The following is a 9,942-nucleotide window of genomic DNA, read 5'->3' as shown; positions in this document are numbered from 1 at the left end:
GGGCGAGGCGCTGGCCGACGCGGCCGCCCGCACGCGCGTCGCCGGGGCCGTGCGCGGGGTGCTCGACCGGGCGCTCGCCGACAGCGCGTTCCCCGGCGCCATCGCCGTGGTCGGCGACGCGGCCGGCGGGATGGTGACGCACGCGGTCGGCCGCATCGACTGGGCGGCCGACGCGCCGGCGCCCGACCGGCGGACCCTCTGGGACCTGGCGTCGCTGACCAAGGTCGTCGGCACCACCTCGGCGGTGATGCAGCTCGTCGGCGCGGGGCGCATCCAGCTCGACGCGCCGGTGCAGCGCTACCTCCCCGACTGGACGGGCGCGAACAAGGAGGCGGTCACGATCCGCCACCTGCTCACGCACGCCTCGGGGCTGCCGGCGTGGCGCCCGCTCTACAAGGAGGCGGCCGACCCGGCGAGCGCGCTGGCGCTAGTGCTCTCGACGCAGCTCGAGGCGGCGCCGGGCGCGCGGTACGTGTACTCCGACATGAACTTCATCCTGCTCGGCGAGATCGCGCGCCGGCTCACCGGGCAGCCGCTGGACGCCTACCTCGCGGCGCGCGTGTTCGGCCCGCTGCGGATGACCGACGCGCGCTTCCGCCCGCCGGCGTCCGAGCTGGCGCGCATCGCCCCCACGGAGTACGACCCGTGGCGGCAGCGGAAGGTGCGCGGCGAGGTGCACGACGAGAACGCGTTCGCGCTCGGCGGCGTCGCGGGGCACGCGGGGCTGTTCGGGACCGCGGCCGACCTCGAGCGGCTGGCGCGGGCCTACCTGAACGGCGGCACGCTCGACGGGGCGCGGGTGTTCGACGCGGCCACGCTCGCCCAGTTCACGCGCGTGCAGGACACCACGGTCTCGCGCCGCGCGCTCGGCTGGGAGACGCCGACCGGGGGCAACTCGGCGGGGCACTACCTGTCGCGCCGCGCCTTCGGGCACACCGGCTTCACCGGCACCTCGCTCTGGATCGACCCGGAGCGCGGCGTCTACGTCCTCCTGCTCACCAACCGCGTGAACCCGACGCGGCAGAACCCGCGCATCGGCGGCGTGCGCGTCGCCCTCGCCGACTCGGCGCTGCGCGCCCTCGGCGCCTCCCCGGTCTTCCCCACCCCCGCTGCCCCCGCGCCGCGCCCATGAACCTGACCACGATCGACTGGCTGATCGTCGCCGCCTACTTCCTGCTCTCGACCGTCATCGGGCTGATCTTCACGAAGCGCGGCGGCGAGTCGCTGGACGAGTACTTCCTGTCGGGGCGGCAGGTCCCGTGGTGGCTCGCGGGCGCCGCCATGGTCGCCACCACCTTCGCGGCCGACACGCCGCTGGTGGTCACCGGGCTGGTGGCGAGCAAGGGCGTCGCCGGCAACTGGCTGTGGTGGAACATGGTCATGAGCGGGATGCTCACCGTGTTCTTCTTCGCCCGCCTGTGGCGCCGCGCCAACGTCATGACCGACGTGGAGTTCGCGGAGATCCGCTACGGCGGCCGGCCGGCGGCGTTCCTGCGCGGCTTCCGCGCGATCTACCTGGGCGTGGCGATCAACCTGATCATCATGGGGTGGGTCACCCGCGCGATGATCAAGATCCTCACGATCTCGCTCGGCATCTCGCCGCTGCTGGCCGTCGGGATCTGCTTCGTGGTGACGGTCGCGTACTCCGTGGCGGCCGGGCTGTGGGCGGTGCTGTGGACGGACCTCGTCCAGTTCGTGATCAAGATGTCGGCGGTGATCGTGCTGGCGATCTACGCCGTGCAGAAGGTCGGCGGGATGGCGGCGCTCAAGGCCGGCGTCGCGCAGCACTTCGGCTCCGAGACCGCGGCGCTGTCCGTGCTGCCGGTGCGCTTCGGCCCGGGCGGGCTGGAGGCGTACAGCTGGATGCCGCTGCTCGCGCTCGGCGTGTTCCTCAGCATGCAGTGGTGGGCCGCGTACTACCCGGGCGCCGAGCCCGGAGGCGGCGGCTACGTGGCGCAGCGCATCTTCTCGGCGAAGTCGGAGCGCGACGGCGTGCTCGCCACCCTGCTCTTCCAGGTGGCGCACTACGCGCTGCGCCCGTGGCCGTGGATCATCACCGGGCTGGCGACCGTGCTGCTCTACCCGGGCGGCCGCCTCCCCAACGGCACCGTGGACGCCGAGGGCGCCTACGTGCAGGCGTTCGTGGACCTGCTGCCGACGCCGTGGCGCGGCTTCATGATGGCCGGCTTCGCGGCCGCGTACATGTCCACGATCGGCACGCACCTCAACTGGGGCGCGAGCTACCTGGTCAACGACTTCTACAAGCGCTTCCTCAAGCCGGACGAGGAGGACAAGCACTACGTGAACGTCGGGCGCGTGGCGACCGTGTCGCTGTTCCTGGCGTCGATCGTCGTGACCTACTTCCTGTCGTCGGTCGAGCAGGCGTGGAAGTTCCTGCTGGCCATCGGCGCCGGGACGGGGCTGGTGCTCATCCTCCGCTGGTACTGGTGGCGCATCAACGCCTGGACCGAGATCAGCGCCATGATCGCGTCCTTCGTGATCTCGCTGGTGGCGATGCAGGTCGTGCCCGGCTGGCTGGCCCCCGAGGGCTCGCCCAACGTCGACGCGTGGGTCATGATGATCACCGTCGTCCTCAGCACGGTGGTCTGGCTGACGGTGACGTTCCTGACGAGCCCCGAGCCGGCGCCGGTGCTCGACGCGTTCTACAAGCGCGTGCGCCCGGGCGGCCCCGGGTGGGCCGAGGTGTCGACGCGCCTCGGCTTCGGGCGCGAGCGCACGCCTGGCGGCGCGCTGGCGTGGACCAACTGGATCGCCGGCATCGTCGCGGTCTACGCGTCGCTGTTCGGGATCGGCAAGCTGGTGTTCGGCGAGACGATGGCCGGGCTCATCATGCTGGCCGTGGCCGCGGTGGCCTTCGCCTGGATCGCGCGCTCGTTCCGGACCGACGAGGCGGAGCCCGCCCCGGCGGCGGGGGGTCGGGTCAGCGAGGCCTACGCGGGCGACTGAGCAGGCGCGCGCCCCGGTGGCGCGGGATCAGGGGCGGCCGGTGACGCCGGTCGCCCCGGCGGCGGGGGCCGGCGACGACGCGCCGGTCCCCGTTCCCGTCTCGGCGGGCGCCGCCGGCGCGTCGCCGCACCCGCCCACGAGCCGCTGGGCGAACGGCTCGAGCTGGCCGACGTACTCGAGGTACTGCTTGGCCGCGTCCGGGGCCAGCTCCTGCCCCGCCGTCAGCCCCGACCGGGCGACGGCCACCGACGCCGCGCCCTCGCGCGCCAGCGCGCAGCTCAGCGCCTTGTCCTTCTCCAGCGGCGCCTCGCGCAGTGCCGCGCTGGCCACCTGCAGCGCCGCGGTCCCTCGCAGGAACTTCGCCTGCGGCGAGCTGCGCGTCGTGTCGGCCAGCTCGAAGAAGCGGAGCGCGCGCGCGTAGTCGCCGCGCGCCTTGGTCTGCCCGGCGGCGCGCAGCAGCGCGTTCCCCTTGGCCAGGGCGAACTGCGCCACCAGCGTCGAGTCCTCGCCGCGCGAGAGGGCGCGGCCGACGGCGGCGAGCGCGCTGTCGGGGCGCCCGAGGTCGAACTCGGCCTGCGCGAGCGACAGGAGCCCCTGCGGCAGCGCCGAGTCGGCCTCGATCGCCCGGCGCGTGGCCTCAGCCGCATCGGCCAGCCGGCCCTTCGCGCGCGCCTCGCGCGCCGCCAGCGTGTTCAGCTCCGCGCTCTTGGGAAACAGGGCGAGCCCGCGCGGGAGCACGCTGTCGCTCTCCGACCGGACGAGCTCCGCGTACTGGGCGTAGAGACGCGCGTCCTTCGGGAAGCGGGCGACGGCGCGCGACAGCAGCTCCATCGACCGCAGCGTCTTCCCCGCGCTGCGCTGCGCGGTGGCGAGGCGCAGGTAGAACGTCGAGTCGGCGGTCGCCGCGGTGTCCTTCTCCAGCAGCAGCTCGCCGGCGGTCACCGCCGCCGGCCAGTTCCGCGTCTCGAAGGTCACCGCCCAGCGCAGCCGCTGGAGGTCCATGACGTCGGGGTGCTTCTCGACCGCCTCGAGGATGAGCGCCTCGCCGCGCTTGGCGTTCCCCCCCTCGACGAGCCCGCGCACCCCCTGGGCGATCAGCTCGACGCTGGCCGTGTCGGTCGCCATGAAGCGGACCCACATGGCCGCGGCCTCGTCGCGCCGCTTGAGGACGTCGAGGGCGCGCGCGGCGCTCTCCAGCCCCTGGCGGCTGGTCGAGTCGATGGCGAGCAGCTGGCGCGACTCCTCGAGCAGGTCGCCGGCCGGCGCCCCGGCGATACGCAGCGCCGAGACCAGACAGGCGCGGACGAACGCCCCGCGGCCGTAGGCCTGCACCCCGGCGCGCGCCGCCTGGACCGCCTGCTCCGCCTTCCCCTCGAACAGCGCGTTGGCGCAGCGGCGCTGGTGGACGAGCTGGGCGCGGGCGCTGGCCACCGTCTTGGCGAACTGGTCCGCGGCGGCCTCGACGCGCGGGCCGGTGGCGACGATGGGCTGACGGGTCCCGCGGTCGCGCAGCAGCCGGAGCTCGCCGGCCAGGGTGACGGCGCCCCCGCGGCGGGCGACGCGGCCGACGACGAACTCGTCGGCGCGGGCCTGCCGGACGATCGTCTCGATCACCTGCACCGGGTACACGGTGTCGAGCGCGAACGTCAGGTCGGGGATCCGCTTGCGGGCGTCGGCGATCCCGACGACCTCCGCCTCGCGCCCGCCGATCAGCTTCTCGAGCCGGTCGCGCAGCTCGTCGGCGGCCTCGCGGCCGGCCTTCAGGTTGGCGCCGGCGTCCCAGTCGAAGGTCGCGACGTACAGCCCCTGCTTGGTGAACTCGCGCGCCTGCGCGGCGAGCGCGCCGGGGAGCGACACGAAGAGGGCGCCCGCCACGACGGGAGCCCGGAAGCGCTTGCGGGGTAGGAACATCAGGAGGCGGATCGGAACGGTGACCCCGGTGTTACGGAACAGATGTCCTCGCCGTTGGAGGCTACGCACTCGCGGCTCGGCCGGCCACGGGCACGGTTCGTCCCGAACGCACGATTCACGGCGCGGGGGATGCTCGGAGTGGGCCCCGCGCGCTTGAGCCCCCCGCCGCCGGACAGTAGACTTGACGCAGCGTCGGCGCGCGCGACGCGCCGCATCCTCTTGGGAGAATATCGATGACCATCTCCTCGCAGCCCGAGCTCCTGCTCGCGGTCTCCCCGGTCGCCGTGACCGAGGTGAAGAAGTTCATGGACGCCGAGGGCGTGTCGTACGACCAGGGCGGGCTGCGCGTGTCCGTCCAGCCCGGCGGCTGCAGCGGCTTCAAGTACGGCCTCCTCATCGAGGACGCGCCGGCCGAGGACGACCTCGTGATCCCGCAGGACGGGTTCAAGGTCTTCGTCGACCCGTTCTCGGCGCAGTACATCAGCGGGGTCCAGATCGACTACGTGACGTCGATGCAGGGCTCCGGCTTCACCTTCAAGAACCCGAACGCGACGGGCGGCTGCGGCTGCGGCAGCTCGTTCTCGGCGTGACCCTGCGCCCATCCTGATGCACACTCCCGTCTCTGGCGCCCCCGCGGGCGCCGGCGGCGTGGCGGAGGCCCGCGGCTCCCAGTCGAGTCGCGGGCCTTCGCACGTCCCCGCCGGCGCCGGCCTCGAGCGCATCCGCACCGTGGTCGTCCACGACCACGACGACATCGCCCGCCTCGTCGCCGCCCGCATCGCGGAGGTCGTCCGCGAGAAGCAGGCGCGCGGCGAGCGCGCCGTCCTCGGCCTCGCCACCGGCTCCACGCCCATCGGCGTGTACCGCGAGCTGATCCGCCTCCACCGCGAGGAGGGGCTCTCGTTCCGGAACGTGGTCACGTTCAACCTGGACGAGTACTACCCGATGGCGCCCGACAGCATCCACTCGTACCACCGGTACATGTGGGAGAACCTGTTCGCGCACATCGACGTCGCCCCGGAGCACGTCCACATCCCCGACGGCACGCTGCCGCGCGAGCGCGTCGAGGCGGCCACCGCCGCCTACGAGGCCGCGATCGCCGCCGCCGGCGGGATCGACTTCCAGCTGCTCGGCATCGGCAAGACGGGGCACATCGGCTTCAACGAGCCCGGCTCGGGCGTCGACAGCCGCACGCGCCTCGTCCACCTCGACGCCGTCACGCGCAAGGACGCCGCCGCCGACTTCTTCGGCGAGGAGAACGTCCCGCGCGAGGCGCTCACCATGGGCGTCGCGACGATCCTCGGCGCCCGCGAGATCGCGATCCTCGCCACCGGCGAGCACAAGGCCGGGATCGTGCGCCGCGCGGTCGAGGGCGAGGTCAACATCGAGGTGGCCGCGACGTTCCTGCAGCGGCACCCGAACACGACGTTCTACGTCGACGACGCGGCGGCCGCCGACCTCACGCGCATCGCCACGCCGTGGCTGCTCGACGAGGTGGAGTGGACGCAGGACCTGATGATCCGCGCCGTGGTCTGGCTCTCCCTGACCACGGGCAAGGGGATCCTCAAGCTCACCCAGTTCGACTACGCCGAGCACCGGATGTCGTCGCTGGTGGCGCGGTGGGGGACCCCCGGCGCGGTGAACGGCGAGGTGTTCAACCTCCTCGGCGCCAAGATCCGCGGCAAGAGCAAGCTGCCGCGCGAGCTGAAGATCGTCTGCTTCTCGCCGCACCCGGACGACGACGTGATCTCGATGGGCGGGATCCTGTACAAGCTCGTGCAGAACGCCAACGACATCACGGTCGCCTACATGACGAGCGGCAACATCGCCGTCTTCGACCACGACGTGCGGCGGTTCGTCGACTTCATGGAGCGGCTCGACCGCGAGCGCCACGTCGGGGGCGACTCGCTGCGCGCCTTCGCCGACCGCGTGCGCACCTGCCTGCACGAGAAGAAGCCCGGCGACGTCGACATCCCCGAGGTGCAGGACATCAAGCGCGTGCTCCGCGAGGCGGAGGCGGTGAGCGGCATCGAGGTGATGGGGCTGGGCAAGGAGAACGCCCGCTTCCTCAACATGCCGTTCTACCAGACCGGCAAGGTGCGCAAGGACCCGATCGGCCCCGCCGACGTGAAGATCGTGCGCGACCTGCTCGAGGAGCTGCAGCCCGACATGATCCTCGTGGCCGGCGACCTGTCGGACCCGCACGGCACGCACCGGATGTGCAAGGAGGCGATCGACGCCGCGCTGGCCGAGATCCGCGCCGCCGGCGGCAAGCTCCCCGAGGTCTGGCTGTACCGCGGCGCCTGGCAGGAGTGGCCGGTCACCGAGGCCACCTACCTCGTGCCGATGTCGCAGGAGGAGCTGAAGATCAAGATCCAGGCGATCTTCAAGCACCAGTCGCAGAAGGACTCGGCGCCCTTCCCCGGCCAGGACGAGCGCGAGTTCTGGCAGCGCGTGGAGCAGCGCAACAAGGAGACGTCGGCGACGCTCGACCGCCTCGGGCTGGCCGAGTACTTCGCCATGGAAGCGTACGTGGTCGCATGACGTCGCGCTTCGGACTCCTCGACCTGCTGGTCCTGCTCGCCTACCTGGCGGGGACCACGGTGCTCGGCATCTGGATCGGGCGGAAGCAGAAGGACGCGAAGGACTACTTCGTGGCCGACCGCGCGATCCCCTGGTGGGCGGTGCTGTTCTCGATCGTCGCCAGCGAGACGAGCGCGCTGACGTTCATCAGCATCCCGGGGCTGGCGTACCTGGGGAACCTCGGGTTCCTCCAGGTCGTCGCCGGCTACATCATCGGCCGCATCGTCGTGTCGTACACCCTGCTCCCCCGCTACTTCGAGGGGGACCTGGTGACGGCGTACGCGCTGCTGGAGCGCCGCTTCGGGCTCGGCGCGCGCCGCTTCACGTCGATCGTGTTCATGGCGACGCGCGCGATCGCGGACTCGGTGCGCGTGTTCGCGACCGCCATCCCGGTGGCGCTGCTCATCGGGCCGGCGGTGCCGCGCGAGTACGTGATGCCGCTCGCCATCCTGATCCTCGGGCTGCTGACCGTCGTCTACACGTACAAGGGCGGGATGAAGGCCGTGGTGTGGACGGAGCTGGTGCAGGCCGGCGTGTACGTGCTGGGCGGCATCTCGGCGGTCGTGCTGCTCGGCCGCTCGGTGGCCGGCGGGTGGGGGAGCATCCTCGACCAGGCCGGCGCCGCCGGGAAGCTGGTCGGGATCGACTGGTACACGGGGCTCGACCGCCCGCACACGGTGTTCGCGGGGCTCATCGGCGGCGCCTTCCTCGCCATGGCCTCGCACGGCGCCGACCAGCTGATCGTGCAGCGCCTGCTCTCGTCGCGGTCGCTCAAGGACGCGCAGCGGGCGCTCATCGGCAGCGGGTTCGTGGTGTTCGTGCAGTTCACGCTCTTCCTGATGGTCGGCGTGGGGCTGTGGGTGCTGTACGGCGGGCGCGAGTTCCCGGCGGCCGACCAGATCTTCCCGAGCTTCATCGTCGAGCGGATGCCGCCCGGGCTGCTCGGGCTGATCCTGGCCGCGATCGTGGCGGCGACGATGAGCACGCACTCGGGGACGATCAACTCGCTGGCTGCGGCGACGACGCACGACATCTACCTGCCGCTCACCGGCCGCTCGCCGGACGACCCGCGCACCCTGAAGATGGGGAAGCTGTTCGCGCTCGTCTGGGGCGTGGGGCTCACGTTCGGCGCCCTGCTCTACCCCAACGACCCGCGGCTCCCCGTGGTGGTCGTGGCGCTGGCGATCGCGTCGTTCACCTACGGCGGGCTGCTGGGCGCGTTCTTCCTCGGGATCTTCTGGAAGCGCGCGATCCAGCGCGACATGATCCTCGGGATGTCGGTGGGGCTGTTCTGCATGGCGTTCATCGTGTTCGCCGGGCAGATCGTCCGCGTGGCGCCGGGGCTGTCGGGCGCGCTGACGCCGCTGTCCAAGATCGCGTGGCCGTGGTACGTGCTGATCGGCACGACGATCACCCTGGCCGCGGGGATCCTGTCGTCGTTCACCCACCCGGCGCCGGCCGAGGGCGCGCCGGCGGCCTCCCGGAGGATGGCGGCATGAGCGTGATCGTGGTGGGCGTGGACGGCGGTGGCTCCAAGACGCGCGTCGTCGTCGCCGACGAGCACGGGAAGGCGCTCGGCACCGTCGAGGGGCCGGCGTCGGCGGTGCGCCCCGGCGCGGTGGACCTGTCGGCCGACGTGATCGCCGCCTGCGTGCGCGACGCCTTGGCGCACGCCGGGATGGAGCACGTCGCGCCCAAGGTGCTCTACGCCGGCGTGGCGGGCGTCGGGCGCGAGCCGGAGCGCGAGGCGCTCTGGCAGGCCCTGGTCGCGCGCGAGGTCGCCGAGGACGTGGCGGTGCACCCGGACGCGATGATCGCCCTCGACGACGCGTTCGGCGAGGGGCCGGGGGTGCTGCTGATCGCGGGCACGGGCTCCGTGGCGTTCGGGCGCGGCCCCGACGGCGCCTTCGGCCGCTGCGGCGGGTGGGGCCCCGTGCTGGGCGACGAGGGGAGCGGGGCGTGGATCGGGCGCCGCGCGCTCAACATCGCCACGGCGTCGACCGACGGGCGCGAGCCGGAGACGGCGCTCACCGACGCGCTGCTGACGGCGATCGAGGCCGACGACCCGGCGGCGCTGGTGCCGTGGGCGGCGCACGCGACGCCGGCGCAGCTGGCGACGCTGGCCCCGGTCGTGTTCCGCGTGGCCGCGACGGGCGACCTGCGCGCCAACACGCTGCTCTCGCTGGCGGTCGAGGAGCTGGTGCTGCACGTGCGCACGCTGGCACGCCGGCTCTTCGTCGATGAGCGGGCGGCGATCCCGGTGGCGCTGGCCGGCGGGCTGCTCGGCCGCGGGGCCCCGCTGCGCAAGCGCGTCGACCACCGGCTCAAGGCCGCGGTGCCGGGCGCGCAGCTGCGGGTCGAGGACGTGGACGCCGCGCGCGGCGCCGTGCGCGGGGCGCTGCGCCTGCTGGGCGTCGAGCTGGCCTGACCGGCGTCGGTCGAACGACGAGGGGGCGCCCGGCGAGTCGGCCGGGCGCCCCC

The 9,942-nt window shown here is 73.0% G+C and carries 7 protein-coding genes; 6 read left to right on the top strand and 1 reads right to left on the bottom strand.

Features of this window, described 5'->3' with window-relative positions:
* Together PYV61_RS03400 and PYV61_RS03395 are read left to right on the top strand one after the other, a co-directional pair.
* Nucleotides 1–1,132 (top strand): serine hydrolase domain-containing protein (locus PYV61_RS03400; RefSeq protein WP_275828331.1); only part of this gene is annotated, 1,132 nt, incomplete at its 5' end.
* Nucleotides 1,129–2,967 (top strand): sodium:solute symporter family protein, encoded by a 1,839-nt coding sequence (locus tag PYV61_RS03395; protein WP_275828329.1) that lies wholly within the window; start codon nt 1,129–1,131, stop codon nt 2,965–2,967. The genes PYV61_RS03400 and PYV61_RS03395, both read left to right, overlap by 4 nt.
* Nucleotides 2,968–2,994: 27 nt before the next feature.
* Here the strand turns inward: PYV61_RS03395 and PYV61_RS03390 are convergent, their stop codons facing one another.
* Nucleotides 2,995–4,878: a hypothetical protein gene (locus PYV61_RS03390; RefSeq protein WP_275828327.1), complete on the bottom strand. Its 1,884-nt coding sequence runs from the start codon at nt 4,876–4,878 to the stop codon at nt 2,995–2,997.
* A gap of 233 nt (nt 4,879–5,111) precedes the next feature.
* On the opposite strand from PYV61_RS03390, the gene PYV61_RS03385 reads away from it, so the two are divergent.
* From PYV61_RS03385 to PYV61_RS03370, 4 genes are read left to right on the top strand one after another with little or no spacing between them, the layout of a single operon-like run.
* Nucleotides 5,112–5,468: an iron-sulfur cluster assembly accessory protein gene (locus PYV61_RS03385; RefSeq protein ID WP_275828325.1), complete on the top strand. Its 357-nt coding sequence runs from the start codon at nt 5,112–5,114 to the stop codon at nt 5,466–5,468.
* A gap of 16 nt (nt 5,469–5,484) precedes the next feature.
* Nucleotides 5,485–7,422 carry a glucosamine-6-phosphate deaminase gene (nagB, locus tag PYV61_RS03380; RefSeq protein ID WP_275828323.1) on the top strand — a complete coding sequence of 646 codons (1,938 nt, stop codon included), beginning with the start codon at nt 5,485–5,487 and terminating at the stop codon, nt 7,420–7,422.
* A complete protein-coding gene (locus PYV61_RS03375) occupies nt 7,419–8,960 on the top strand; it encodes a sodium:solute symporter (RefSeq protein WP_275828321.1) in 1,542 nt (513 codons plus the stop codon). Before nagB ends, PYV61_RS03375 begins: the two co-directional genes overlap by 4 nt.
* A complete protein-coding gene (locus PYV61_RS03370) occupies nt 8,957–9,889 on the top strand; it encodes a BadF/BadG/BcrA/BcrD ATPase family protein (RefSeq protein ID WP_275828319.1) in 933 nt (310 codons plus the stop codon). Before PYV61_RS03375 ends, PYV61_RS03370 begins: the two co-directional genes overlap by 4 nt.
* The last annotated feature ends 53 nt before the right edge of the window (nt 9,890–9,942 follow it).

This window comes from Roseisolibacter sp. H3M3-2, assembly GCF_029211165.1.
Classification (GTDB): domain Bacteria; phylum Gemmatimonadota; class Gemmatimonadetes; order Gemmatimonadales; family Gemmatimonadaceae; genus Roseisolibacter.
This window is presented reverse-complemented; position numbering and strand designations above follow the sequence as displayed.

Bases quoted from the DNA above. Each gene is read 5' to 3' on its own strand.
- PYV61_RS03375 (WP_275828321.1), top strand. From the start codon at position 7,419: ATGACGTCGCGCTTCGGACTCCTCGACCTGCTGGTCCTGCTCGCCTAC.
- PYV61_RS03390 (WP_275828327.1), bottom strand. From the start codon at position 4,878: ATGTTCCTACCCCGCAAGCGCTTCCGGGCTCCCGTCGTGGCGGGCGCC.
- PYV61_RS03395 (WP_275828329.1), top strand. From the start codon at position 1,129: ATGAACCTGACCACGATCGACTGGCTGATCGTCGCCGCCTACTTCCTG.
- PYV61_RS03385 (WP_275828325.1), top strand. From the start codon at position 5,112: ATGACCATCTCCTCGCAGCCCGAGCTCCTGCTCGCGGTCTCCCCGGTC.
- nagB (WP_275828323.1), top strand. From the start codon at position 5,485: ATGCACACTCCCGTCTCTGGCGCCCCCGCGGGCGCCGGCGGCGTGGCG.
- PYV61_RS03370 (WP_275828319.1), top strand. From the start codon at position 8,957: ATGAGCGTGATCGTGGTGGGCGTGGACGGCGGTGGCTCCAAGACGCGC.